This window comes from Mycolicibacterium pulveris (genome assembly GCF_010725725.1).
Classification (GTDB): domain Bacteria; phylum Actinomycetota; class Actinomycetes; order Mycobacteriales; family Mycobacteriaceae; genus Mycobacterium; species Mycobacterium pulveris.
In genome coordinates this window covers 4,046,354-4,071,335 of sequence record NZ_AP022599.1, presented here as the reverse complement: position 1 = coordinate 4,071,335, position 24,982 = coordinate 4,046,354, and the positions used below count along the sequence as shown (strand labels likewise).

The 24,982-nt window shown below is 66.1% G+C and carries 25 protein-coding genes; 6 read left to right on the top strand and 19 right to left on the bottom strand.

Features of this window, described 5'->3' with window-relative positions; all coding sequences use genetic code 11:
- Positions 1–13: 13 nt before the first annotated feature.
- From G6N28_RS19780 to G6N28_RS19760, 5 genes are all read right to left on the bottom strand, one after another.
- Positions 14–634 carry a hypothetical protein gene (locus G6N28_RS19780; RefSeq protein WP_163903224.1) on the bottom strand — a complete coding sequence of 207 codons (621 nt, stop codon included), beginning with the start codon at positions 632–634 and terminating at the stop codon, positions 14–16.
- A complete protein-coding gene (locus G6N28_RS19775; RefSeq protein ID WP_163903220.1) occupies positions 631–1,482 on the bottom strand; it encodes an Rv1363c family protein in 852 nt (283 codons plus the stop codon). Before G6N28_RS19775 ends, G6N28_RS19780 begins: the two co-directional genes overlap by 4 nt.
- A gap of 142 nt (positions 1,483–1,624) precedes the next feature.
- Positions 1,625–3,085 carry a FadD3 family acyl-CoA ligase gene (locus G6N28_RS19770; RefSeq protein ID WP_264073040.1) on the bottom strand — a complete coding sequence of 487 codons (1,461 nt, stop codon included), beginning with the start codon at positions 3,083–3,085 and terminating at the stop codon, positions 1,625–1,627.
- Positions 3,082–4,272, bottom strand: coding sequence for an amidohydrolase family protein (locus tag G6N28_RS19765; RefSeq protein ID WP_163903218.1), 1,191 nt, complete (start codon positions 4,270–4,272; stop codon positions 3,082–3,084). Before G6N28_RS19765 ends, G6N28_RS19770 begins: the two co-directional genes overlap by 4 nt.
- A 130-nt stretch (positions 4,273–4,402) precedes the next feature.
- On the bottom strand, positions 4,403–5,980 hold the full coding sequence (locus G6N28_RS19760; protein WP_163903216.1) for an AMP-binding protein: 1,578 nt from the start codon (positions 5,978–5,980) through the stop codon (positions 4,403–4,405).
- Positions 5,981–6,107: 127 nt separating this feature from the next.
- On the opposite strand from G6N28_RS19760, the gene G6N28_RS19755 reads away from it, so the two are divergent.
- Entirely contained in the window at positions 6,108–6,824 is a 717-nt protein-coding gene (locus G6N28_RS19755) for an enoyl-CoA hydratase/isomerase family protein (protein ID WP_163903214.1), read from the top strand.
- A gap of 90 nt (positions 6,825–6,914) precedes the next feature.
- Here the strand turns inward: G6N28_RS19755 and G6N28_RS19750 are convergent, their stop codons facing one another.
- From G6N28_RS19750 to G6N28_RS19740, 3 genes are read right to left on the bottom strand one after another with little or no spacing between them, the layout of a single operon-like run.
- The gene (locus G6N28_RS19750) at positions 6,915–7,433 is read right to left on the bottom strand and encodes a VOC family protein (protein WP_163903212.1); all 519 of its coding nucleotides are present in this window, start codon (positions 7,431–7,433) and stop codon (positions 6,915–6,917) included.
- On the bottom strand, positions 7,430–8,452 hold the full coding sequence (locus tag G6N28_RS19745) for a zinc-binding dehydrogenase (protein ID WP_163906453.1): 1,023 nt from the start codon (positions 8,450–8,452) through the stop codon (positions 7,430–7,432). The genes G6N28_RS19750 and G6N28_RS19745 overlap by 4 nt, the downstream gene beginning before the upstream one ends.
- Positions 8,453–8,454: 2 nt before the next feature.
- Positions 8,455–8,874, bottom strand: coding sequence for a nuclear transport factor 2 family protein (locus G6N28_RS19740; RefSeq protein WP_163903210.1), 420 nt, complete (start codon positions 8,872–8,874; stop codon positions 8,455–8,457).
- 61 nt (positions 8,875–8,935) lie between these two features.
- Between G6N28_RS19740 and G6N28_RS19735 the strand changes: the two genes are divergently transcribed.
- The 3 genes from G6N28_RS19735 to G6N28_RS19725 are packed head-to-tail and all read left to right on the top strand — an operon-like array spanning position 8,936 to position 11,042.
- Positions 8,936–9,358 (top strand): Zn-ribbon domain-containing OB-fold protein, encoded by a 423-nt coding sequence (locus G6N28_RS19735; RefSeq protein WP_163903208.1) that lies wholly within the window; start codon positions 8,936–8,938, stop codon positions 9,356–9,358.
- Positions 9,359–9,372: 14 nt separating this feature from the next.
- Entirely contained in the window at positions 9,373–10,527 is a 1,155-nt protein-coding gene (locus G6N28_RS19730; RefSeq protein WP_163903206.1) for a thiolase family protein, read from the top strand.
- 56 nt (positions 10,528–10,583) lie between these two features.
- Positions 10,584–11,042 carry an Rv2576c family protein gene (locus tag G6N28_RS19725; protein WP_407665019.1) on the top strand — a complete coding sequence of 153 codons (459 nt, stop codon included), beginning with the start codon at positions 10,584–10,586 and terminating at the stop codon, positions 11,040–11,042.
- Here G6N28_RS19725 and G6N28_RS19720 read toward each other — a convergent pair.
- Entirely contained in the window at positions 10,958–11,647 is a 690-nt protein-coding gene (locus tag G6N28_RS19720; protein ID WP_163903202.1) for a TetR/AcrR family transcriptional regulator, read from the bottom strand. The two genes, G6N28_RS19725 and G6N28_RS19720, sit on opposite strands and share 85 nt — an antisense overlap.
- A gap of 180 nt (positions 11,648–11,827) precedes the next feature.
- On the opposite strand from G6N28_RS19720, the gene G6N28_RS19715 reads away from it, so the two are divergent.
- Positions 11,828–13,108: a cytochrome P450 gene (locus G6N28_RS19715; RefSeq protein ID WP_163903200.1), complete on the top strand. Its 1,281-nt coding sequence runs from the start codon at positions 11,828–11,830 to the stop codon at positions 13,106–13,108.
- An 83-nt stretch (positions 13,109–13,191) separates the two neighbouring features.
- Here the strand turns inward: G6N28_RS19715 and G6N28_RS19710 are convergent, their stop codons facing one another.
- Positions 13,192–13,590 (bottom strand): hypothetical protein, encoded by a 399-nt coding sequence (locus tag G6N28_RS19710; RefSeq protein ID WP_163903198.1) that lies wholly within the window; start codon positions 13,588–13,590, stop codon positions 13,192–13,194.
- Between the two features lie 78 nt (positions 13,591–13,668).
- Between G6N28_RS19710 and G6N28_RS19705 the strand changes: the two genes are divergently transcribed.
- Entirely contained in the window at positions 13,669–14,196 is a 528-nt protein-coding gene (locus tag G6N28_RS19705) for an Rv2253/PknI dimerization domain-containing protein (protein WP_179962121.1), read from the top strand.
- Here the strand turns inward: G6N28_RS19705 and G6N28_RS19700 are convergent, their stop codons facing one another.
- Genes G6N28_RS19700 through G6N28_RS19660 form a run of 9 tightly spaced genes read right to left on the bottom strand, consistent with a single transcriptional unit; the run spans position 14,197 to position 24,778 of the window.
- Positions 14,197–15,795, bottom strand: coding sequence for an MCE family protein (locus tag G6N28_RS19700; protein ID WP_163903196.1), 1,599 nt, complete (start codon positions 15,793–15,795; stop codon positions 14,197–14,199).
- Between the two features lie 2 nt (positions 15,796–15,797).
- Positions 15,798–17,120 (bottom strand): MCE family protein, encoded by a 1,323-nt coding sequence (locus G6N28_RS19695; RefSeq protein ID WP_163903194.1) that lies wholly within the window; start codon positions 17,118–17,120, stop codon positions 15,798–15,800.
- A complete protein-coding gene (locus tag G6N28_RS19690) occupies positions 17,117–18,622 on the bottom strand; it encodes an MCE family protein (protein WP_163903192.1) in 1,506 nt (501 codons plus the stop codon). Before G6N28_RS19690 ends, G6N28_RS19695 begins: the two co-directional genes overlap by 4 nt.
- Positions 18,606–19,715, bottom strand: a complete 1,110-nt coding sequence (locus G6N28_RS19685) for an MCE family protein (protein WP_163903190.1) — start codon at positions 19,713–19,715, stop codon at positions 18,606–18,608. The genes G6N28_RS19690 and G6N28_RS19685 overlap by 17 nt, the downstream gene beginning before the upstream one ends.
- Positions 19,716–20,741: an MCE family protein gene (locus tag G6N28_RS19680; protein WP_163903188.1), complete on the bottom strand. Its 1,026-nt coding sequence runs from the start codon at positions 20,739–20,741 to the stop codon at positions 19,716–19,718.
- A complete protein-coding gene (locus tag G6N28_RS19675) occupies positions 20,738–21,934 on the bottom strand; it encodes an MCE family protein (protein ID WP_163903187.1) in 1,197 nt (398 codons plus the stop codon). Before G6N28_RS19675 ends, G6N28_RS19680 begins: the two co-directional genes overlap by 4 nt.
- 11 nt (positions 21,935–21,945) lie before the next feature.
- Positions 21,946–22,803, bottom strand: a complete 858-nt coding sequence (locus tag G6N28_RS19670; RefSeq protein ID WP_163903184.1) for an MlaE family ABC transporter permease — start codon at positions 22,801–22,803, stop codon at positions 21,946–21,948.
- Positions 22,804–22,812: 9 nt separating this feature from the next.
- Positions 22,813–23,622, bottom strand: a complete 810-nt coding sequence (locus tag G6N28_RS19665; protein WP_163903182.1) for an MlaE family ABC transporter permease — start codon at positions 23,620–23,622, stop codon at positions 22,813–22,815.
- On the bottom strand, positions 23,612–24,778 hold the full coding sequence (locus G6N28_RS19660) for a thiolase C-terminal domain-containing protein (protein WP_163903180.1): 1,167 nt from the start codon (positions 24,776–24,778) through the stop codon (positions 23,612–23,614). Before G6N28_RS19660 ends, G6N28_RS19665 begins: the two co-directional genes overlap by 11 nt.
- Positions 24,779–24,982 lie beyond the last annotated feature (204 nt).

The window sequence follows — 24,982 nt, the reverse complement described above, 5'->3', positions numbered from 1 at the left end:
CGAGGCCGCGCCTCTAGACGGGGTCGAACCGGGCGATCAGCCAGCGCCCGTCGATCTTCTCCATGCCCACCTTGACGCTGCTGGCGGCGAACGCGCCGTCCCGGTTCTCCTTGCTGGTGGTCACCTGGTTGACGAACACCAGCACTTCCGCGGAGTCGGGATGCATTTCGGAGACCGCGGCCCGCACCACCGCCGCGGATGTCTTGACGTTCTTCTCCTTGGCGGCCGGGGTGACGATCTGTTCGGTGAACTGCGTGTAGTACGACAGGAAGTCGCCGGTCAGGTTCGACTTCGCCGCCGCGAAATCCTGATCGAGGGTGTCCGGTGAGTACGACAGCATCGCGACCGTGGCGTTCTTGGCGGCCTCCAGCACGACGTTCTGCGCGGCCTCGTCGGTCTGCTGGGTGGGCCGGTACAGGCCGAAGTACACCCACGCCGTCGCACCCGCGGCAGCGATCAGCGCGACGGTGACCAGGATGGTGCCCAGGTGGCGGCGGATCGCGCGCGTCGCGCGCCGTGGCGCCTTCTTTTCGTCGGTGCTCTCTTCGGCGCCCACTGTCGGCTCGACCGCCTCGCTGGTCTCGCTGGCCTCGGGGGCTTCGGTGGTCACGACGGCGTCTTCGTCAACGGTCACGGCACGAACTCGACTTTCGACATCTTGATCTGGTCGCCGTCTCGTTGCAGATCGACTGACAGTCGCCAGGCGCGCGGTTCCTGCTGAGCGCCTGCGGCGTTGGTGACCCGCGACGTGGCGGCGACCAGGACCACGGCGGTATCCGACGTCATCTTCTCCACGGCGGTGGAGTTCACCGTGACGTCGGTGACCACCTTGGAGTCCTTGGCCACCTGGACGAAATCCTGTGCCTGGCCCTCGAAGTCGGTCCGGAACTGGCCGGTCGAGTTGTCGATGATGCGCTGGACATCGGCTTCGGCGTTGTTGAAGTCCAGCGACATCAACGTGACGACGCTTTGGCGCCCGGCGGCGGCGAATTCGGCTTCCAGCTTCTCCTGGTCGGTGGCCTTGCGGTCCTGCCACACCATGTAGCCGCTGGCGGCCAGCAGCGCGCCGGTGCAGAGAATCGCCAGCGACATCGCGACCGCTTTGAGGATGCGCCCCCAGCGGCGACCGGGCCCGGCCGGCGGCTCTTCCCCGGCGTCTTCGGAGACCGCCGCCGTCGTCTCGGCCGCCTCGGTCGTCTCGGCGGTGTCCTCGCCCGCGTCGACGTCGCCGTCGGGCTCGTCATCGCGGGTGCGCGCTGCGGCCTTCTCGGCCTTCTCTGCCTCTTCGGCCTCTCGGCGCAACCGGAGCGCCCGTGCCCTGGCCCGCGCCGCCTCGGCGGCGGCTTCTGCTTCGGCGGCCTGCGCCTCGGCCTCGGCGAGGGCCAGCGCGTTGCTCGTCTCGGCTGCGTCGGCAGGCGTCTTCGGCGTCTTGTCGACGCGTTCGGTGTCGCCGGCCGACGCTCGGCGCCTAAATGACGGCACGGCGACCTCCTTGTCTCTTCCCTGCACCACTGATGAGAATGCGATTATCCATTTGAGGTATCGCCGCGACGATACCCGGCCCCGCAGGTCCGGACCAGGGCCGATTTCCTGCGGAAATGCTGTTATCGGGCTGTGCTTGCGCTCAGCCCGTGTGGTGCTGAAGGCGGTCCTTCATCACCTTGCCGGTGGCGTTCAACGGCAGCTCGTCGAGGAACTCTACATACCGTGGCACCTTGAAACCGGCCATTCTTTCCCGGCTCCACGTGATCAGCTCCTCAGCGCTCAGCGTGCCGGTGCCATCCTTGCGCACGACGAACGCCTTGCCCACCTGCCCCAACCGCTCGTCGGGCACCCCGATCACCGCGGCCTGGGCGACCGCGGGGTGCTCGAGCAGAAAGCCTTCGATCTCGGCCGGATAGGCGTTGAAGCCGCCGACGATGAACATGTCCTTCTTGCGGCCCACGATCCGCAACCGCCCCGACCCGGTGAACTCGCCCAGGTCTCCGGTGTGCAGGAAGCCGTCGGCGTCGATGGCCTCCGCGGTGGCGGCCGGGTCGTCGAGATAGCCCTGCATTACGCCGTAGCCACGCACGAGCACCTCGCCGTCGTCAGCGACGCGCACCTCGATGTCCTGGCACGGTAGCCCGGCGGTGGTGGCGACGTCCTCGAACGAGTCACCCGGGCGGGACAGCGTGACGTTGCCGGCCTCGGTCAAGCCGTATCCCGTCATCAGCGTCTGGAACGGCAGCTCGTCGTGGATCCGACGGACCAGCTCGACCGGAATGTCGGCCGCGCCCGTCACGGCGGCGCGCAACGTCGCGAGCCTGTCCTTGTCCTCGACGGCGAGCAACGAGTGATACAGCGTCGGCGGGCCGGGCAGCATGGTGATCCGTTCGCGCTGGACCAGGTCGACCACCCGGTCGACGTCGAACGCCGCGACCGGCACCATCGTCGCGCCCCGCAGGAACGACGCGACCAACCCGGCCTTCAGGCCGAACGTGTGGAAGTACGGGTTGATCATCAGGTAGCGGTCGCCCGCGCGCAGGTCGGCGAGCGTCGCCCATTCCTCGTACATCCGCAGCGTCTGGCGGTGGTTCATCTTCGCGCCCTTGGGCCGCCCGGTCGTGCCGGAGGTGAAGATGATGTCGGAGACGTCGGTGCCGTCGACGCCGTCGTGGACGAAAGGCGAACCGCCGGACAGGAAATCGGATTTCAGATCGATCACCGGAACGCCCGCGGGAGCGGAGTAGTCCAGGCCGAGGAAGTCCTTCTGCACCAGAACGACTTTGGCGCGGCTACGGCGGATGATGTCGGCCGCTTCCTCGGACTTGAACCGCGTGTTGACCGGGACCAGCACACCGCCCGCGGTCATCAGCCCGAACGCCGCGACGATCCACTCCGCGGAGTTGGGCGCCCAGATCGCCGCCGTCTCCCCCTTGCCGACCCCGGCTTCGACGAACGCTCCTGCGGCGCAGCGGATCCGTTGCACCAGATCGACATAGGACAAGCGCAGCGGACCGTCGACAACCGCTTCCGCGTCGCCGAAGCGGTCCGCCGCGCTCAAGACCATCTCGGGGATGGTCTCCCAGTGCCCTTGCGTCACACGGTGACGAGGCGGCCGAGGTTGCCGCCCATGATCTTGGCCTGATCCTCCACCGACAGGTGCTCGAGGGCGGTCACGTAGTGGGTGGGTTCGGCCAGGCCCTCTGGGTGCGGCCAGTCGGAGCCGTAAAGCACCTGCTCGACGCCGATCAGGTTGATCAGATCATCGATGCCTTCCTCGTAGAACGGGCTGACGTAGATGCGGTTCTTGATCTCTTCGATCGGGTTGCCCAAGAACGCCTCGGGTGCCTTCTTGTAGACCTCGGCCATCGAATCCAGCAGCGGGAACATCCATTTCGACCCGGCCTCGACGATGCCGACCTTCAGCTTCGGGTGCCGGAACAGCGCGCCGTGAATCACCCAGGAAGCCACCGCATCCTGAATCGGGCGCCACTCGTTGAGGATCGACATGGCGTTGGTCTGGAACGGCAGCATCTCCTGGGCCACACCGTCCCACTCCGAGGTGTAGCGCGAGTAGCCGCTGTCCGAGGAGTGCATGCCGACGAACACGTCGTACTCGACGCACTTCTCCCAGAACGGATCGAACTCCGGCAGCGCGAACGAGCGCGGTCCGCGGAAGCCGGGCACCGGCGCGGGCCGGACCAGGATCGCGCGGGCACCGCGCTTGACGCACCACTCCAGCTCCTCGATCGCCTTCTCGACGATCGGCAGGGTGATCACCGGCGTGGTGAAGATGCGGTTCTTGTAGTTGAAGCCCCACACCTCGTCGAGCCACTGGTTCAGCGAGTGGATGAGCACGTGGATGGCGACCGGATCGTCGCGCAGCCGCTCCTCGATCAGGCTGGCCAGGGTCGGGAACATCAGCGTGCGGTCCACGCCGAGTTCATCCATCAACTCCAGCCGCGGACCGGGCTCGAAGAACGCCGGAATCGAGCGCATCGGCTCGCCGAAGAGCTCGCGCTTGCTCTTGCCGTCGGGGTTGCCGAACTTGAAGTATTCCTCCCACGCGCCCGGCTTGGCGACCACCGAGAAGGTGGGGTTGGGGATGTAGTTGCTGATCTGGCCGCGGATCGCGATCTTGGTGCGGCCGTTGACCTCGACGTACTGGACGACGTCCTGGTAGTCCTTCGGCAGGTACTTGGTCATCGCCTCCGGCGGCTCGTAGAGGTGGTTGTCCGCGTCGAACAGCGGAAACGGGATGTCGACCCGGTGGGAAAGTTGTCCCATGGAACACTCCTTTTCTTCTTGGGAGAATCCTATTCTCATCAACGTGCGATTTGCAACGACCTCGCGCGCGGGTGCGGCGATCCCCCCGTTCCGTTCGCGAGATACACCAGGGCCGCGGATCGACTCCGAACTACGACCCTGGCGTACGTCTCGCGAGGGCGGCGGGGCCCGCCTGCTGCACGCGCTCGCGGACCACGAACTTCTGCACCTTGCCGCTCGCCGTACGCGGAAAGTCCTCGCCGTCGGGCACACGGTGAAGCTCCTCGGGCCACTTCTGAATCGCGACGCCCGCCTGCCGGAAGTGCGCACGCACCTCGTCGAGCGTCGGCATCTGGTGGCCGTCGCGGATGCGCAGGACCGCGGCCGTGCGCTCGCCCAACCGGTCGTCGGGCGCGGCCACCACCACGGCTTCGGCCACACTCGCCATCCCCAGCAGCACCTCCTCGACCTCCAGCGCCGAGATGTTCTCCCCGCCCCGGATGATGACGTCGGCTTTGCGGTCGGTGATGGTCAGATAGCCGTCCTCGTCGAGCACCCCGATGTCGCCGGTGTGATACCAGCCGTCGTCGTCGAACGCGCGCCGGTTGAGTTCGTCGTCGGTGTAGCCGAGGCACAGATCCGGTCCGCGGGAGAGGATTTCGCCCTCCTCGGTGAGCCGGATCTCCACCCCCGGCCGCGGGTCCCCGTCGGTGTAGAGGCGCTTGTCCTCCGGCGCCGACGGCCGCGACCCGGTGATCGAGGGATGCTCGGTGCTGCCGTAGGACCGGAACACGAACATGCCCATGTCAGCGAGCCGGCGCGTCACCGCGGCGGGCACGGTCGAGCCGCCGAGCCCGACGGTGGTGAACCGCGCGCGGTGCGCGTCGGTGCAGTCCGGATGGTCAAGCAGGCTGGTGACGAAATACGGCGGGCCACCGCCGATCGACATCCCTTCGGTCTCCATGAGTTTGAGAACCTTGCCGGGGTCCCACACGTCGCACAGATCGATCGGCGCGCCCTCGAGGACGGGGATGAGAAACGCGCCCAGCATGCCGATGAAATGGCCGACGGGCGTCGCGGTCAGCTGCCTGCCGCGGTTTTCGGGATAGTTCTCCAGCAGCTGACGCGTCTCGAAGCCCAGCGTCTGGTGGCTGTGGATGACGCCTTTGGGTTTGCTGGTCGTGCCCGAGGTGAACGCGATCAACGCCGGGCCCGCGGGGTCGGTCGCAACGGTGGCTGCCATGGGCTCGTCGGCCAGCAAATCGTCGAAGTTGTCGCCCACCAGGCCGATGACCGGGATGTCGGCGCACAGGTCGGGCGCAAACCTCATCCGGCCGAACTCCTCGGCGGTGATGAAAACCTTGGGCCGTGAGGTGGAAAGGATGTGGCCGAGCTCCTTGCGGCCGTAGAAGTGCACGATCGGCACCACCACCGCGCCCAGCAGCGTCGACGCCCAGAACGTGACGGCGGCTTCCATCCAGTTCGGCAGCTGCATGGCGACCACGTCGCCGGACCCGACGCCCCTGGCGCGCAGTCCGCCCGCCAGCCGCCGGGCGCTGAGCTCCACGTCGGCGAAAGTGCCTGCGAACGGCCGGATTTCGGAGTGCACCCAGAAGCCGGTGTCGGAGTGGGCGGCCAGGTTGCGTGCCAGCAGATCGCCGAGCGTGTCGGGGGTCCACCACCCCTCGCGCTCGTAGCGTTCGACCAGCTCGGCAGGGATGTTTCGCATCGACCTCTGCTCTTCGCGTATTCGTCGCGCCATCAGGTCGTCGCAGGCCCGTGTGGCGGCCTGCGACTCGGAGGCGATGCTATTCTCCGATTCTGAGAATGCCAATACCGCACATGGAGAATGCTTGATGGTCGAGCTCGAATGGGACGGCGCATTGGCGGTCATCACCATCGACCGTCCGGAGGCTCGCAACGCCATAGCGCCGGAGACCATGGAGCAGTTGGACAAGGCCCTCGACGGCGCCGAAGGGGCGGGCGCCCTGGTCCTCAAGGGCGCCGGCGATCGCGCGTTCGTGTCCGGCGGTGACCTCAAACAGCTCGCGGCCATCCGGACCGAGGAAGACGCCGCCGCCATGGCGTGGCGGATGCGCTCGGTCTGCGACCGCATCGCCCACTTCCCCACCCCGACGATCGCCGTGCTCAACGGCCATGCGCTCGGCGGCGGCGCGGAGTTCGCGGTATCCGCCGACATCCGGTTGGCGGCCGCCGACATCAAGATCGGCTTCAACCAGGTTTCGCTGGCGATCATGCCCGCGTGGGGCGGCGCCGAGCGGCTGACCGCGCTGGTCGGCTACAGCAAGGCGCTGCTGCTGGCGGGTACCGGCACCATCCTCGAGGCCGCCGAGGCCGAGCGCATCGGCTTGATCGATCGCGTGCTTGCGCGCGAGTCGTTCGACGAGGCGTGGCGCGCCATCGCCCGGCAACTCGCCACCCGTCCCGCCGGGGAGATCAAGCGGGTGATGCGTGGTGTGTCGACCACCGAGGCCGTCACCGCGTTCGCGCGGCTGTGGGTGGCCGACGAGCACTGGGCCGCCGCCGACAAGGCGATGAACCGCGGCAAGTAACCCGGCTCAGCCGCGGCGAAATAGCATTTCGGGTGGTTGTCCGACCAGTTTCGCGACCCTGGCTGCTATCTCGCCGACAACCCGACGACGTCAGCCGAGGGGCCGGATCGGGTCGCTGCCATCCCAACCCGCGGCGGCGTCGCGGACGAACGTCGCCATGCCCGCGGTGATCTCGGTCAGCTCCATGATCTCGATGACCCTGGCCGGTCGGCTCGGCGGCTCGACGTAGGCGAACCGGGTGCCGACGTCCTCGCCGCCCGACCACACCACGGGCCAGCCGGCCGCCTGCACCGCTCCCATGGTGGAATCGAAATCCTCTGCCCAGTAAGCGATTTGATGGAATCCTTCGCCGTTGGCGGCCAGGAACTCGGTGAAGACGCTCGGCGTCTGATCCTCTTGCTGGATCAGTTCGATCTGCAGGTCGCCGCTGTTGGCCAACGCCAACGACTGCGTGATCTGACACGGACTGCCCCGGTAGAGCGCGGTCAGCGTCAGCCCACGCATGACGAACCACGGGCCGACACCGAGTTCGAGCCAGCCGGCGAGCGCGCGGTCGAGATCGTCGACGACGTAGCCGATTTGGCGGATCGGCCCCGGCAGGATCGTCATCGCGCGCTGGGATGGACGACGACACGGGGCGGGCCCTGCCCCCTGCGGACCTGGTCGATGGCCTCGGGCACCTCGTCGAGGCCGATGGTGCGGCCGATGCTCGGCGCGGGATCGAGCCGACCGTCGACGACGGCATCGAGGGTGCCGTACCAGTCCTGCGGATGCGGCCCGCCGCCGAACTGGATCGTCACGCCCTTGTGCGAGGCGGCGGTGCAGTCGATGGTGCCCGCGTCATACCAACCGCCCGCGACGTAGACCCGGGCCAGAAACTCACACGAATCGACGATGGTCTGCAGCAGGCCGTGGGCCCCGACACACTCGAAGATGACCTGGGGTGTTTGGAAATTGTTCGCGCGGAACACTTCCCGCCACACCTCGTAGGGATCGCGGTGGGCGGGGTTGACGAGGACGTCGGCCCCGAATCTCTTGGCGTAGCCGAGCCGGTCGTCGCTGTAATCAGACACCACGATCGGCCCGACGCCGCGCGCCTTGAGCGCGGCCACCGTCGACAACCCGATCGCGCCTGCCCCGAGCACCAGCGGCAGCTCCCCGGGACCGATGCCGGAACAGCGCACGTAGAACTCGCCCACCGCGAACGCGTCGACCAGGGCGACGGCGTCGGTGGACGCACCGTCGGGTACCCGCCGCGACATCACCTCGGACACGACCATCAATTCGCCGAACGCACCCGGCGCGTCCGGGTGATGTCCGATGATCAAAGGCTCCTGCCCGGCGCGAATGAGGATCGGCATGCTCGTCACCCGGCTGCCGATCGGAAAGGCATCCGAGCAGTCCGGTCCGTGGCCGACGACTTCGCCGACGAACTCGTGACCCATCACGGTGTCGCGGTTCGAGTCCCAGACGAAACGCGGAGCCGAGTGCGGGTGATCCATGTAGTGCACATCCGACGCGCAGATCGCGGCGGACAGTGGCCGGATCAGCAGCTCGCCGGGGCCGGGCTGCGGATCCGCGGTCTCCCGCACGGCCAGCTTCCCGTCTCTCAGCACGACTGCACGCATGCTCACGGTGCGGTGCCGGCGCCGCTCATCACCCGCGCAATGTTGGTGGTGCGCTTGATGATTCGCCATCCGTCGGCGGTACGGGTGAGCTCGTCGTCGTAGTGGCCGAGCGCATCGATCCAGCTGTTCGAATCGCCGGGCACCGCCTGGAGCACCGCGCGTACATAGGACCGCGCCGTGGCCCGATCCCCGTCGAGGTCGACGACGATGTTGGAGATCCGGTGATAGGTCTGGCCCATCGGGTCGTGGATCTGCTTCATCAAGTCGGTGAACGCGTCGGCGTCGGTGAACGTGCCGAGGTCGCCGTAGTCGATGTCGACCTGGTCGGTCCAGCAGGTTCGGAACAGCGCCCAGTCCTTGAAGTCGATCCCGGTGGCGTAGCGGATCAGCACCTCGGCGATCTCCGCTTTGTCGGCGTCCACGCCGGCAGGCTAGCACTTGTTCTCTCTAGACGAGAACGTCATTTCCAATTATGGTCAATCCGTGTCTACCCAGCAGATCGCGCTCGCGCCGGAAATCTCCACGTGGCCAGACGAGAACCCGCAACTGATCGGAAGCACCTGCGGGGCGTGCGGGGCCACCACGTTCCCGGTGCAGCCGCGCTGCCCCAAGTGCAGCGCCGCCCAGATGTCAGAAGTCAAGCTGCCCCGTCGCGGCACGCTGGTGGCGTGGACGACGCAGGGCTTTCCGCCCGGGCCGCCGTACAAAGGCCCCACCGGTAAGGATTTCGTTCCGTTCGGGGTCGGCCTCGTCCAACTCGACGACATCATCCGCGTGGAAGGCCGGCTCACCGAGAACGACCCGGCCAAGTTGCAGTTCGGCATGGATGTCGAGCTGACGATGGTGCCGTTCACCACTGACGACGACGGCAACGAGGTCGTCACCTTCGCCTTCAAGCCGGTCTAGGAGGAGCCGAGGCCATGAGCACCGCAACAAACGACGTCGCGATCATCGGCGTGGGCCTACACCCGTTCGGCCGGTTCGACAAGACGGCGATGGAAATGGGCGCGGAGGCGATCCAGGCCGCGCTCGCCGACGCCGGGGTGGAGTGGAAGGACATCCAGTTCGGCTTCGGCGGCAGCTACGAGGTATCCAATCCCGATGCCGTCACCCGCCTGGTCGGGCTGACCGGCATCACGTTCACCAACGTGTTCAACGCGTGCGCGACGGCCGCCAGCGCGATCCAGCAGACCGCCGACACCATCCGGCTCGGCAAGTACGACATCGGCATCGCGGTCGGCCTGGACAAGCATCCGCGCGGCGCGTTCACCGATGACCCGGCCAAGCTGGCGCTGCCACAGTGGTACGCCGAGAACGGACAGTTCGTCACCACCAAGTTCTTCGGCATGAAGGCCAACAAGTACATCCACGACCACAACATCAGCCAGGCGACGCTGGCCAAGGTGGCCGCCAAGAACTTCCGCAACGGTGAACGCAACCCGAATGCGTTCCGCCGCAAGCCGATCTCCGAGGAGGAGATTCTCAACTCCGCGGTGCTGAACTACCCGCTGACCCAGTACATGTTCTGTGCGCCCGACGAAGGCGCTGCCGCGGTGATCATGTGCCGTGGCGAAATAGCGCACAAGTTCACCGACAAGCCGGTTTACGTGCGCGCCAGCGAGATTCGGACGCGCACCTACGGCGCCTACGAGGTGCACGCGACATCGGCTCCACTGGACGAGGATTCGTCGCCGACGGTGTATGCCGCCAGGGCCGCGTACGAGGCGGCGGGTATCGGGCCCGAGGACGTCGACATCGCACAGTTGCAGGACACCGACGCGGGCGCCGAGGTGATCCACATGGCGGAGACCGGGCTGTGCGCCGACGGTGAACAGGAGAAGCTGCTGGCCGACGGCGCCACCGAAATCGGCGGTTCGATGCCGATCAACACCGACGGTGGCCTGATCGCCAACGGTGAACCGATCGGAGCCTCGGGGCTTCGGCAGGTACACGAACTGGTGCGCCAGTTGCGTGGCGAGGCCGGCGAGCGCCAGGTGCCGGGTACCCCGCGGGTGGGGCTTGCACAGGTCTACGGCGCGCCGGGCACCGCGTCCGCGACGATCCTGACAACTTGATGCACAACGCGATTCCGCCTCGGTGGCGGAAATATCGCTCTAAGATCCGGCAAATGATGTTCCGGTCGGTACGTCTGTTCAGCGCTGCACGACGTCCCCTGCGCGTGTTGGCGGCGATGGCCGTCGCGGGCGCGGGCGTCACGGTCGCCGGTGGCGTCGCCCATGCCCAGCCACCACCGCCGCCGCCGGTGCTGCACAACGTCAAGTACACCGTGTTCGCCGAGCAACCGTTCAACGTCTCGATCTACTATCGCGACACCGATCCGCCCAATTGGGCGGACTACAGCCACAATCCGTACGTCTACAGCCCCAAGGCCGAGGCCCACGTCGGCCCGGACCAGCAGTGGGTGCTCGATGTCATGCTGGCCAACCCCAACGAGTGGGCCATGGTCACCGCGACCAGCGGACGGTCGACTCAAACGCCGAACATTCACTGCGTACTCGCGGTCGACGGCGTCGTCGTGGCCACCGACGCCGGACCACGGGGCGCGCTCTGCTCGATCCGCAACTGGTGATCGCCGGACCCCTCGACGTCAAGCGGTTCGCCCTCGAGGCGCCGGAGCCATTCCTCGCAGAACTTCAAAATTTCGGCGTGCCCGGTCGTCATGCCCAGCGCACGTTCGACCACGAGGGCCTGCGACACGCTCGTGGCGAACATCGTCCAGACCACCGGCGGCACGTCGTTGGATTCGACGCCGTAGCGCGCAAGGGCGGCCTCGATCGCCTTGTTCTGTTCGTCTCGGAAGCGTTCGGCGAAGTAGACGATCTCGTCGCGCAGCGCCTTTCGGTGGTTGGCCAGCCCCATGAACTCCATGGTCAGCCGGGTGGCCTCCGGCCGGGTACTGAATCGCCACAGCGCCCACAGCGGCTGCGGCGAAGCCAGCGCGTTCGACAGCACCTCCAGCCCCGCCTCGGCCATGCGCCGGAACACCGCCAGGAAGAGGTCTTCCATGGTGCGGAAGTAGTAGTGCACGAGTTGCGGCTTCAGCCCCGCCTTCTCGGCGACCCGGCGCGAGGTGACCGAGGCGTAGCCCTCCTCGAGCAGCAGCTGCTCGGCGGCGTCGATCAGGACGCCGCGATTCTTCGCGTCCGGCGCCCCGATCCTGCGCCCCGATGCCATCGCAACTCCCCACTGTGTCAGTCGAACCCCGAAACGCAGATGTTAGACGCGCCCCGGCGTTGTCACCCTTGACCACGACTCTACCGCCATGCTAAGCAGATGCTCAGCATATGTCGTTCCCGCGCGCATGCGCCGAAAAACCACCGCAGAGACCACGGGTTCCGGAAGGAAGCGCTTCACATGACCACCGACTTCGACTCCGTCGACTACTTCACCGATCCCTCGCTGGTCCCCGATCCGCACCCGTACTACGACCACGTGCGCGCGAAGGATCCGGTGTGCTGTCCGATCACCAACGGCGTGCTGGCGGTCACCGGTTGGGAGGCCGCCAACTCCGTCTACAAGGACAGCGAGAACTACTCGTCGTGCGTCGCGGTGATGGGCCCGTTCACGCCGCTGCCGTTCACGCCCGAGGGTGACGACATCAGCGGGCTGATCGAAAAGCACCGCACCGAGATCCCGATGTTCGAGCACATGGTGACGATGGACGCACCGCAGCATACCGACGCGCGCTCCATCCTTTCGCGGCTGCTGACCCCCAAGCGGCTCAAGGAGAACGAAGACTTCATGTGGCGGCTGGCCGATCGCCACATCGACGAGTTCATCGCCGACGGCAAGTGTGAATTTCTGGCCGCATACGCCAAGCCGTTCAGCCTGTTGGTGGTAGCCGACCTGCTCGGTGTTCCGGAGTCCGACCACGAGGAGTTCCGCGAGGCGTTCGGAGCCGAGCGGCCCGGTACCAACGTCGGCTCCCTCGACCACGAGGTGATCGCCGAGAACCCACTGGCGTGGGCGGACGAGAAATTCGTCCGCTACATCGAGGAGCGTCGGGAATCTCCGCGCGACGACGTGCTCACCTCCATCGCGACCGCGAAGTACCCGGACGGCTCGACCCCGGAAGTGGTCGACGTCGTCCGCACCGCGACGTTCCTGTTCGCCGCCGGCCAGGAGACCACCGCGAAACTGCTCGGCGCCGCGCTGCGCATCCTCGGCGACCGGCCCGACATCCAGGACCAGCTTCGTCAGGACCGCAGCCTCATCCCGGTCTTCATCGAGGAATGCCTGCGGATGGACAGCCCGGTGAAGAGCGTGTTCCGGTTGGCCCGCAAGACAACTAGTCTCGGCGACACCCCTGTGCCGGCCGGTACGACGGTGATGGTCAGCCCGGGCGCCGCCAACCGCGACCCCGAACGCTTCGACGATCCGCATGAATTCAGGCTGGATCGACGCAATGTCCGCGAGCACATCGCATTCAGCCGCGGTATTCACTCCTGCCCCGGCGCACCGCTGGCACGGGTCGAGGGCCGGGTCTCGATCGAACGGATCCTGGACCGGATGGCCGACATCACCATCAGCGAGGAGAAGCACGGCCCGATCGAGGCGCGGCGATATGAGTACGAGCCGACGTTCATCCTGCGTGGGCTCACCGAGCTGAACATCGAGTTCACGCCCGCGGGCTGAGCTCCCATCGCGCGAGCAGACGCCAAAACCCCCGGAAGTCACCACGACCGGGGGTTTTCGCGTCTGTTCGGCGGGGAGAAAACCTAGGCGTTGCCGCCGTACTCCCATGCGGCTCGGCCGTCCCGCGACAGACAGCTGAGGAAAAGGCCGTCTGGCGCTTGGGCGACGTCGCCGTCCAGTCCCGGACACAGCTCGCCCTCGTTCTTGACGCCGTGCATCTCCGGTGAGCGGAACCAACGAGGTTCGTATCGGCGCGGCGAACCGCAGAACACCAACCTGCCCCACGACGTCACGCCGAACACGTAGTGGGTGGTGTTGCTGCAGTACGACCCGAGCACGATGCCGGGCGCGATACCGGGCGTGCAGGACGGCTCATTGCATTCGGCCACCGGCGGTGGTGGCGGCTGAGCCGACGCCGGCGGCGCAGCGACGCCCATACCGACCGTTGCCAAGGCTGCCAGCACTGCACCGATGGATCGCACGACGCTATTTTCACATGCCTGGGAACGAAATTCTCGCCTTCGAAGAAGACAACTACCACGACCGCGTTAGGCTGAGGTATGCGTGAACTCCGTGCGGTGAATCTGGCGTCAGCGGCCGTGGTGGCGAGCGGTGTCGTGCTCGGGAGTGTAAGCGCGGCAACGCCGGCGCAGGCGTCGGACTTCGGCGTCGAACTCAACGGCACCTACCGGGTGATGTCAGACGGCGAGTGGGCCCGCACCAACGAGGTGCTGATCGACCAGGAGACGGTGATCGAAACCTGGACCGTCTCCACCGATTGCGTGAGCCCGATCGAATGCACCGGCACCGTGGTCAGCGACCGGGGCTGGACCGGCACGGCGCGCCTCGACGACTTCTGGTACGTCGACCACGAGATTCCCAACTGGGTACCGTGCCCCGACGGCAGCTTCGCCCCGGGCCATCAGAAGTTCATCCTGTGGGGCATCAATCCCGCCAACAACGAACGACAGACGAAGAACATGACAATCTTCGGCGGCCGCAATCAGACGAAGGCGCCCAGCGGTGCGTGCGGGGTCAACAAGCCCGTCGTCATCGAGCTGCCCGTGCGCATGGAGAAGATCTCCTAATCAACTCGGCAGCATGTCCTGCCACGACTTGGGCTGTCCCGCTGCGACGTTCGCCGCCTGCTCCAGCCGGCCGTCTGGCGTCATGTAGTGACCCGTCTGCGGGTCATAGGTGGCGACGGTGACCGACGGCCCTGCTGAACCGTTGGCGCTGTGCGCGCTTGGCACCGCGGGCACAGCACCGTCCGGGGCGGGAGGTGGCGGCGGCGGAGCGGGCGGCACGGGCACCACCGGGGTCCCCTGCGTACCAGGCGGTGAAACCGGTGGCTTTCCTTTCGGAACCGCGCCCGGCGGCAGCGGCGTGCCCTCGATCGGCGCGTGGATGCGCTCCTGGAAGTCCACCCGGTCATCGACCGGATAGCCCTGCGAGATGAGGTTCGGGTCGATCGGGTACGGACCTGTGTAGTGCTGACGCATGGCCAACGGCTGATAGCCCTTGGGGTCGTCGCAGAGTTGGACTGTGGGTGCACGCTTTCCGGGATGCTCGATGCACGGGTAGTTGCGTGCACCGCGCACGCTGATCGGCGAGTCCTGAGGCAGCTTGCAGTACAACCCCTCCGGGGTGTCCACCGTCGTCATGTCCTCGGGACTACGCCACTGCGACGGCGGGAGGAAGCCCACCGTGCACGCCGGCGGGTCGCCGATGGTCAACGCGAAGTCACCGGACGGCAGCCCGGTGGGGTTGTTCGTCGGAAGCCCGAACGACTGCTGGGCCGCGATGATGCCGGGGAAGATGACGAGCAGCTGTTCGAGTGCCGGATTGTAGGTGGCCAGCACCTGGCCCACGGTGGTGAGGTTCGCCAAGAGGATCGGCAGCGTCGGCTTCACCTCGGTGAGAAGCCGCGAAACCTCTTGGGCGAAGCCGGGTCCACGCTGCAGCACGGCGCGTATCTCCGGATCGTTCTGCTGGAGTTGGTCGGTGACGCCGGCCAGGCTGCGCGCCCACGTCCGGATCGCGTCGGCGCTCTCAACCTGGGAATCCAGCAGGGGGCCACTGTCATCGATGAGTGCGCGCGTCTGGTCGGAGACGGCGTTGGCGTCGCCGGTGATGGTGGCGGCGGAATCGAGCAGCGACTGAAGATCGGGGCCCGCGCCGTTGAACGCCTTGAACGACTCGTCGAGCAGGTCGGAGATCCGGTCGCCGGGGATGCTGTCGACCAGCTTGCTCACCTGGTCGAGCATCGGCGCCACTTCCTGCGGGATCGTCGTGTCCTCCACGGGGATCACCGACCCGTTCTGCAGGTATGGCCCGGAGTCGGTGCGGGGGCGCAGGTCCACATACTGCTCACCGACCGCCGAGACGCTGCGCACCTCGGCCTGCAGGTCCGCGGGGATCTTCGGCGAGGTGTCCAGCGACAGCGTCGCTTCCGCGCCCGTCTCGGTCAGTGCCACCGACGTGACCTTGCCGATCTGCACGCCCCGGTAGGTCACGTTGCCGAAGCGATAGAGGCCGCCCGCGGCCGGCAGTTCCAGCTTCACAGTCAACCGGCCGACACCGAGAAGGGTCGGCACCTGCATGTAGACGAACGCCATCACGGTGACGCCGATGATCGACGCGATCGTGAAGATGATCAGCTGATTTCGGACGAAACGGGTCAGCATCGTCAGCCACCGCCTCCCGCCGGCGGGGCCGGCAATTCAGCTTCAGCCGGCGCCTCGGCGCCGTAGGGCCCGGCGAAGATTTGGGCCGACGTGGTCACCGGTGCCGACGGTAGCCACGGAGCGGCGGGCGGCGGGGGCAGCACGGGCAGCAACGGTCCGTTCACCTGCGGTGCCGGTTCAGCCGGCGGTGCTTCGGGCACGCGTGGAAGCCCGGCGGGCGGCGGCGCGACACCGAGCGTCATCGGGCTGTAGGAGTAGTTCGCCCAGTACGGGTCGCCGGGGGCGGGGATGAGCTTCGCGTTCTCGTCCCCCCATCGGGTGCCCAGCAGCAGCGTCTTCTTCAGCCGCGGATAGGTCAGGTCGAACGTGGCGTACAGGTTGATGTAGTCACCCCTGGTGATCCGGTCGGCGAAGGTCGGGCCGTAGGGAAATGCGGTGGCCCACAACAGCGCCAGGTTCAAATCAGGACCGATGTCAGCGATCGCGTCGAGCGCCGGGCCCAGGTTCTCCAGATCCTTCACTAGATCGTCGCCAGCGTTGTTGACCAGCGTCGTGGCCGTGTCACCGAACTGGCCGAGTTTCTGCAGTGCGGTGGTCAGGTTCGGCCGCTCCTTGATCAGCACGTCGATGGCCGGCGGGAGTTCCTTGAGCGCGCGGTCGATTACGTCGCGCTGCCCGGCGAAAGTGCCTGCGACCCTATTCAACTGCTCGATGGTGGCGATGATGTCGTCGCGTTGGGTGTCGAGGACACCGATGAAGTTGTCGAGCCGGCCGAGCAACTCGCGGATCTCGGTTTCGCGTCCGGACACCGCGGCGCTGAAGTTGTGGATGATGTCGCCGATCTGGCCCAGCCCGCCCCCGTTGACGACCATCGACAGCGACGACAGCGTGCGTTCGGTGGAGGGATAGGTCGATGACGCGTTGAGCGGAATGGTGGCGCCAGGTTCCAGTCGGCCCCGCGGCTCTTCGCCGAGCGGCGGGTTGAGCGCCAGGTGCATGGAGCCCAACAGGCTGGTCTGCCCTACCGTCGCGACCGCGTTGGCGGGGATCACCACGTCGGGTTTCACCGAGATCTCCACGTTGGCGTGCCAGTCGTCGACGGTCATCTTGCCGACGCTGCCGACCACGACGTCGTCGATCATGACCGGCGAATTCGACTCCAGCGTCGCGACATTGGCGACCTCGACGTTGTAGGTCGCCGCGTCCGGACCGCGGCCGACCACTCCGGGCAACGGCAGCGAGTTGATGCCCTGGAACGAACACCCGGTCAAGGCCATGGCAACGCACGACCCGACGACGGTCAATCGCTTGATCCCGCTGATCATGACGGCGGCGTCCCTTCGGCCGGCAACAGGGGGGCATCCGGCGGCACGGGCGCGGGCGGCGCGCCGGGCGCCGAACTCGGCGGCATCAGCATCCCCTCGACGGTCGGCGGCTGCGCCGGGATGTTCGAGATGATGTGGGGCGGACCCGGAATCGGTGCGCCGGGGAACAACGCCGGCGACGGAATGGCGGGTCCGTCGTTGTCCGGCACATATAGCCCGCGTGGTCCGGGTGGAGCGCCCCATCCTGGCGGCGGCGGCACATCGCCCATGCCGGTGTAGGCAGACACCGTCGGTGGCGGTTCGGGAAGATCACCGGGACCGGCACCGCCGGGCGCGAGCTTCGGGTCGGTGTAGATGATCCGGTCGGGGCTGACCGCGGGCCGCAGGTAGGCGTTGATCGGCAACGGGATCTGGTTGAAGTTGAGCAGGCGCAGCGCCGGGCCGAGGTAGTTCGCGCAGAGTTTTGCCGTCTCGGGCGCGGTGGTGTTCGCGACGGCGCCGATCATGCTGCAGAAGAACAGCACCGGGCTGGAGAAGTTGGTGATCGAGAACGCCCCGGTCACCGCGCCGCCGTTCGGGTAGTAGATGTTCTGGAAGTTGGCGATCGCGTTCGGCGTGATGTGAAGAACGTTCTTGAGGTCCATCTCGTGGTCGACGAGAATCTGCGTCAGGTTGGCCAGATGTTCGACCTGCTCGACGGTCTGAGCGCGGGTGCCCGCGACGAACCGCTGCACTTCCCCCATCGCGACCGACAGCTCGGAGACCGCGGCGTCCAGATCGGACCTGCTCTGGTCGAGCACGCTGCTCAGGGTGGCGAGTCGGTTCTCGAACAGCACGATCTGCTGCTTGCTGTCCCGCAGGGCGCTGACGAAAGTCTGCAGGTTCTTGATGACGTCGACGATGTTGCCGCTGCCCTCGGCGAAAATCCGTGCGGCACCGGACAGCTGAGCCAGCGTCTCACGAAGCTTTTCGCCGTTGCCGTCACCCAGTGCGTTCGCCGCGCTGTCGATGAACCGCGACACCGACGTGTCCGACACACCCGTCTCCGGCCCCAGTTCCGTTGCCAGCCGCATCAACTGGGTCTTGATCTCATCCCACTCGACCGGAACCGCGGTGCGGTCGATGCCGATCACCGCACCGTCTTGCATGGTCGGACCGTCGCCTTTTCGGTAAGCGGGGGTGAGCTGAACGTACCGGGCGGCCACCAGGTTCTGCGCGACGATCACGGCCTTGGCATCGGCGGGGACCGGGACGTCGCGGTCGACCTTGAGAACCATCTTGGTCTGGGTGCCCTCGGGCCTGATCGACTCGATGGTGCCGACTACCACACCCGACACGCGCACCTCGTCACCCGGGTAGATGGCGGTCGCCGTCGGGAAGTAGGCCGTGATGGTGTACGGGCCGAAGAACACCTGGCGGACGAGGTAGACCGCACCGGCGACCAGTCCGATGGCCAGCAGGATCGCCGTACCGGCCACCAACCGCTTACGGGTTGCCATCATGAGGAAGGTCTCCTGGCTGCGGAATGCTGTTGACGGGGAACGGGATCTCAGCGCGCGGGCCGGCGTTGTCCGGGGGCTGGCCGGCGTCGACACCGCGACGGAAGCCGAAGGCGTAGTCCAGGAACGGCTGGAGAATGTCCGGCGGCAGCGGGATCATGTTCGGGACCAAGGCATTGTAGTAGGCACCGTTGGAAACGATTTCGCCTTGTGTCAGATAGTATTTCGCCGCACCGGGCAGCATCTTGGCGAGGTTGTCGCTGTTCTTCTCCAACATCGCGGTGACCTCGTTGAGGTGCTGCAGAATCGGGGACAACTGCTCCTCGTTGTCGCCGACCACGGCGGTGAGTTCTCGCGACACCGTCGCGGTGTTGGCGAGCAACCGGCTGATCGCATGACGGCGCTCGTTGACGACTCCGAGCAGGTCGTTGGCGTTGAGGATCAACGCGTTGACCTGCTGGCTGCGTTCGGCGAAGATTCCCGTCACGTCGCCTGCCGTCCGCAACAACTCGGCAAGGCTCTCGTTGCGGTTGTTGAGTGACTGCGACAGCCGCGACAATCCGTCGAACGTCGGCCCGAGCTGCGGGGCGATCTGATCGAGCGTCTCCGCCAACGTGTCGAGGGACTGGTTGAGTGCCTGGGTGTCCGTCGCGGCGGTGTTGGCTGCCAAGTCGCTGACGGCGTCGGTCAACGAATACGGCGAGGATGTGCGCGTGATCGGAATCACCTCGCGACGGTCGAGGGTGCCTGTGCCCTTCGACTCCAACGCCAAGACGCGCTCACCGAGAAGCGTGCCGGTACGGATGTGCGCGGTGCTGTCCGAGCCCAGCGCGTAGCGGCCGTCGATGGTGAAACTCACCAGCGCGTCGCCGTTCTCGAGTTCGATCGACGAGACCGAGCCGACCTTGATGCCGGACACCGTCACATCGTTGCCGACGGCGAGTCCACCGGCTTCGGTGAACAGTGCTTGATAACGCAGCGAGGTGGCCCATTGATACAGCCGTTCGGGCTGCAGCCCAACGGCAATGATGAGCACGATCAAGACGACGCCGATGAAGCCTGCCCTGATCAGTCGGGATCCGCGGTACTTCTGCATCTACTCGTCCACGCACCTTCCCTGCTCTTGTCTGATCCAGGGGAAGACCACGGTCTCACCTTCGAGAGAACTCGCCCGGAAGCTGACCCCGCAGATGTAGTACGGGAAGAACGCACCGTAGGAGCCCACCCGCGCGAGCTTGCGGTAGATCTCCGGCAGACGTTGGATGGTGGCGTCCAAGCGCGGCAGGTCGTTGTTGACCAGCGGAGCCAGCCGGTCCAGCGAATCAACTGTGCCCGCAAGCGGTTCCCGCGCGCGGCCCAACAAGTCGGCCAACGACGCCGTGCCGCTGTCCAACGAGTCGATGGCGGTGGCGATCGGGTCGCGATCCGAGGACAGTCCGCTGACCAGTTGCTCGAGCCGGTCGATCGCCCCGGAGAACTCCTCACCGTCGTCGGCCAGGGTATCCAGCACGGTGCGCAACTCGTCGATCAATTGCTCGATGACCTGGTTGTTGTCGGCCAGCGAGTTGGTGAATGAGGACGTCTTGGAGAACAGCGACTCCAGCGTGCCGCCTTGGCCCTGCAGGATCTGCACCAGCGCACCGGTCAGCGCGTTGACGTCTTGCGGATTCAGGCCCTGGATAACGGGTTTGAGGCCACCGAGGAGCAGATCGAGGTCGAGCGCCGGAGCCGTGCGGGTCGCAGGGATCTGGCCGCCTGCCGGCAGGATCTGCGCCGCGCCTGGGGTGTCGACCAGCTCGAGGTAGCGGTCTCCGACCAGGTTCAGATAGCGGATCGCCGCCTTGGTGTTCGTGGTCAGCTTGGTGTTGCGGTCGGTGTCGAACGACACCAGAACCTTCTTGTCGGGCTGCAACGACACCCCGCGGACGGTGCCGACGCGAACGCCGGCGATGCGCACGGTATCCCCCGCCTCGAGTCGCGAGGCGTCGGTGAAGACGGCCGAATACTTGTCGGTCGAACCGGTTCTGGACTCGCTGAACACGACGAACAGGAACGCGGTCAGCACCGCCATCACGACGGCGAATACTCCGAACTTGATCAGTGTGCTGGTCGATCGCGTCATCCCGGCATTCCGATCTGAGCGGTGTTTCGTGGCGGTCCGTCAAGCGGGCCGAACAGCCAGTTCTTGAGCCCCTCGGAGTTCAGCAGGATGCCCGAGTTTCCGTACTGGGCGGGGTTGGAGCCGACGTCGCCGACCAGCAACGGCGGCACGAAGTTCGGCGGCAGTTCGGGCAGCCCGAGGGCCTCACAGAAGTCGGCACCGCCGCTGCTTGCGGCGACCTTCGGCAGATCCCCGGGATAGCGATAGCGTTCGACACCGAGCGTGAGACCGGCGCTCACAAGGACTCCCGAATACTGCGGCGGGGATTTCGCGAACGGGACAAGGCCGCCGATACCGCACCACACCGACTTTCGATACTCGTTGAGCAGCGTGGTAGTGGGCACGAGCACATGTGTCACATCGGCGATGCCCTCGGAGTTGGTACCGATCACGTCGTTGCCGACGTCGGCCAGACCGATTGTGCTGAGCAGGAACTCGTCGAGGTTCTGTTGTTCCTCGACGATCGAGTTGCCCACTTCGGTGGTGCTGCGAATCGTGGCGAGCAGATCGGGTGCGGCATCGCCGTAGGCGTCCAGGGTCGGCACGGCCGCTTCGATGTCGTGGGACAGGTTCGGCAGGCTCGGTTCGATCTTGGCCAGCAGCGCGTTGAAGTCGACCAGGGTCTGGCCGATCTTCTGACCGCGCCCGTTGAACGCCGTGGCGATCGCACCGAGTGTCTCATTGAGTTTGGCGGGCTCGATCTTGTCCAGCACCGTGACCAGTTGCTGGAAGACGGTGTTGACTTCGACCATGACGTGCTGGCCCTGGAGCACCTGGCCGGCGCGCAGCGTCTTCTGCGACGGCTGCTGCGGGGCGTCGAGTTGCACGAACTTCGCGCCGAACAGGGTCGATGACGCGATTTCGACGTCGACGTTCTCGGGGATGAGGTGCAGTTGCGACGGATCCATGTCGAGGGTCAGCTCGGCCGTGCCGTCTGCACGCTCGGTGATCGACTTGACGCTACCGACCTGCACACCCCGCATCTTCACCTTGGCTTCGGGGTTCATCACCAGCCCGGCGCGGTCCGAGATGACGGTGACGGGAACGGTTTTGGTGAAGTCACCGCGGAACAATGCGACGGCCAGGCCGATGACCGCCACGATCGCGACGACCATCGCCAACCCGGTCAGGGGACGCAGAGCACCTTGATTCATCAGCGGCGGCCCTATCCCGACAGGTTGAAGTTGCCGTTGGAGCCGTATACCGACAGCGAGACCAGCAGGGTCACCGAGACCACCACGACCAGTGAGGTGCGTACCGCGTTACCGACCGCGACCCCCACCCCCGACGGTCCGCCGGAGGCGAAATAGCCGAAATAGGTGTGGATCAACAAGATCGTGATCGCCATCAACACCGCCTGCAGAAACGACCACAACAAGTCAATCGGATTCAAAAACGTATCGAAATAATGGTCATACAGCCCACCGGACTGACCGAACAACACCACCGTGGTGAACTGACTGGCCACAAACGACAAAATCACCGCGATCGAATACAACGGGGTGATCGCCAACATCCCGGCGATGATGCGCGTGGACACCAAATACTCCACCGGCCGAATCGCCATCGACTCCAACGCATCGATCTCCTCGTTGATGCGCATCGCCCCCAACTGCGCAGTCACCCCAGCCCCGAACGTGGCCGCCAACCCGATGCCCGCCACCACCGGCGCAGCAATCCGCACATTGATAAACGCCGCCAAAAACCCGGTCAACGCCTCAATCCCGATATCACCCAACGACGAATAGCCCTGCACCGCCAACGTGCCACCCGCGGCCAACGTCAAAAACCCCACGATCGCCACCGTGCCGCCGATCATCGCCAACGTGCCCGCACCCATCGAGATCTCCGCGATCAACCGCACGATCTCCTTACGGAAATGCACCGAAGCGTGCGGAATCCCACCCAACGCCCGCAGATAAAACAACATGTGATCGCCGATACGGCCCAACACATCCACCGGCCGACGCACCGACCGCGTCAACCGCGGATACGTGGAGCGCAAAATCGTCATCGTGCCCATCAGCGCGCCCTACCCCGCCGTCATCCGAATACCGATGGCCGTGACCACCACATTGATCACGAACAACGCCATAAACGCATACACCACCGTCTCGTTGACCGCATTACCCACCGCCTTGGCCCCACCCCCGGTAATCGTCAACCCCCGATAACAGGCCACCAACCCCGCGATCAACCCAAACAACGCCGCCTTCACACAACTGATGACCACCTCAGGCACCCCGGTCAACAACGTGATCCCCGCCGCGAACGCCCCTGGATTCACATCCTGAATAAACACCGAAAACATGTAGCCACCCAAAATCCCGATGACCACCACAAAACTGTTGAGCAACAACGCCACCAACCCCGAGGCCAACATCCGCGGCGTCACCAACCGCTGCACCGGATCAATACCCAGCACCTCCATCGCGTCGATCTCCTCACGAATCGTGCGCGACCCCAAATCCGCACAAATCGCCGTCGACCCCGCCCCAGCCACGATCAACACCGTCACGATCGGCCCCACCTGCGTCACCGCACCAAACGCCGCCCCCGCACCCGATAAATCCGCCGCACCCAACTCCCGCAACAAAATATTGAGCGTGAAACTGATCAACACCGTAAACGGAATCGCCACCAACAACGTCGGCGCCAACGCCACCCGAGCAATAAACCAACACTGCTCCAAAAACTCCCGCCACTGAAACGGCCGCCGAAACACAAACCGCACCGCATCAGCCGACATCGCAAACAACCCACCCACAGCCGCCATCGGCCCCGACAAATCCCGCACCCGCGGCAACCCCACCGCCCACCGCTCCGGACCCCTAACAGCCATCACCGGCTCCCTCCAGGATCGTGACGGCGGACACGGCCGTCGGGCCCCCGATATTGTGCGCCAAGGCGATTCGCGCTCCGTCCACCTGGTTGACCGCCTCCCCACGGAGCTGTTGGAAAAGCTCCACGCATTGCGCGACGCCGGTGGCCCCGGGCGGGTGGCCCTTGGCCTTCAGTCCGCCGCTGGGGTTGACCGGCAATGCGCCGCCAACACTGGTGACTTCGGTCTCGATGAGCTTGTAGCCGCCGAATCGCTCCGCGAAGCCCAGATCTTCATAGCTGATCAACTCGATGCCTGTAAAGAAATCGTGAACTTCGGCCACGTCGATGTCGGCGGGCGTCATGCCTGCCATCGCGAATGCCTGCTTGGCCGCCCGGACCGTCGCGGGAAACGTCGTCATATCCGGCTTGTGCTGGTGCATCACCGAATCCAGGCCCAGGCCCACTCCTCTGACCCACACCGGCCGGTCGGTGAAGCGGTCGACCACGTCTTCGGCCGCCAGGATCAGCGCTGCGGCGCCGTCACTCTGCGGGGCACAGTCGTATAACCCGAAGGGGGTGACGATCACCGGCGCCTCAAGGGCCTGCTCGATGGTGATCTCGAACCGCAGTCGCGCCTTGGGGTTGTTGACGCCGTGGCGGTGGTTCTTCACCGCCACCATGGCGAGGTGTTCGCGTGTCGCGGGCGACTCGTGCAGGTAGCGGCGAACATGCAGCGCGAACCCGGCCGGCGAGACCAGCCCGAGGGCGTAGTCCCATGCCATGTCGCGCGTCATCGACTCCCATTCCCACACCATCTCCGCCGAGGTGGTGTCGCGCAGCTTGTCGGCCCCCATGACCAGGGCGACGTCGTATGCGCCCGAGGCGACGGCGAACAGCGCGTTGCGCACGGCGTCATTGCCTGTGGCGCACGAGTTTTCCACCCGGGTCACCGGCAGATCGGGCAATCCCAGAGTGTCGGCGAGGATACCGGCGGGAAACCCGTCGGCGGTGCCCATCGCACCGAACCACGCCGCCTGCAGGTCCTGCTTCGCCACGCCCTTGTCCACGCTGGCCGCGCACTCGGCGAACGCCATCGGCAGCAGGTCCTTGATACCGAGCGCGAAATGCTCGCCGAAGGCCGTCATTCCGGCGCCGACGATCGCGACGTTCCTCATGCCTCGGCTCCCGCTCGTTCCGGTCCTCGCTTCGCTGCGATCCTCGCTCGCGCTCGCCTTCGGGTCCTCATGCCTCGGCTCCCGCTCGTTCCGGTCCTCGCTTCGCTGCGATCCTCGCTCGCGCTCGCCTTCGGGTCCTCATGCCTCGGCTCCCGCTCGTTCCGGTCCTCGCTTCGCTGCGATCCTCGCTCGCGCTCGCCTTCG